Source organism: Shewanella sp. 125m-7 (assembly GCF_052977045.1).
Genome location: NZ_JBRILQ010000103.1, coordinates 1 through 813 on the forward strand (window position 1 = coordinate 1; position 813 = coordinate 813).

2 rRNA genes are annotated in these 813 nt (G+C 43.4%); both read right to left on the reverse strand.

Features of this window, described 5'->3' with window-relative positions:
- A 23S ribosomal RNA gene (locus ACVBIL_RS20600) occupies positions 1-247 on the reverse strand; the annotation flags it as partial.
- A gap of 394 nt (positions 248-641) precedes the next feature.
- A 16S ribosomal RNA gene (locus tag ACVBIL_RS20605) occupies positions 642-813 on the reverse strand; the annotation flags it as partial.

Below are 813 nucleotides of genomic sequence, written 5' to 3' on the forward strand. Positions count from 1 at the left end.
GCCGCTACTAGGGGAATCTCGGTTGATTTCTTTTCCTCCGGGTACTTAGATGTTTCAGTTCCCCGGGTTCGCCTCACAACACTATGTATTCATGTTGTGATACATGCTTATGCATGTGGGTTTCCCCATTCGGACATCGTTAGCTCAAATGCTTGTTACTAGCTCGCCAACGCTTTTCGCAAGTTACTACGTCCTTCATCGCCTCTGACTGCCAAGGCATCCACCATATACGCTTAGTCACTTAACCATACAACCCAAATAAGTCTCTAGGAGATTATCCGTTGTTCTGAGCGGGTAAGCTCACAACAGCCGTACTGTAACTAATGGTTTCTACTTTCGCCAAAATTAGAATTTTTATCTCATCATCCAACACGTTAATGTTAAACAACGAGCTAAGACACTTAATGTTAAGTGTTTTTAGAACTCATTTTTTTAATTTCGCATTAATCCTATTAATAACAACACGATAAATCGTAGTCGTTATCCCTTTCAGATTAACACTATCAGCTTTCCAAATTTTTAAAGAACGATATCAACTACAACAAGGTAGGATATTTTGTCGCTCATCTCACCCAATTAAGAGTAGAGACAAACAAGCAATCTGTGTGAACACTCAACAACGATTAAGTTAGTCGTATAGGTAAGGAGGTGATCCAGCCCCAGGTTCCCCTAGGGCTACCTTGTTACGACTTCACCCCAGTCATGAACCACACCGTGGTAAACGCCCTCCCCGAAGGGTTAAGCTATCTACTTCTGGTGCAGCCCACTCCCATGGTGTGACGGGCGGTGTGTACAAGGCCCGGGAACGTATTC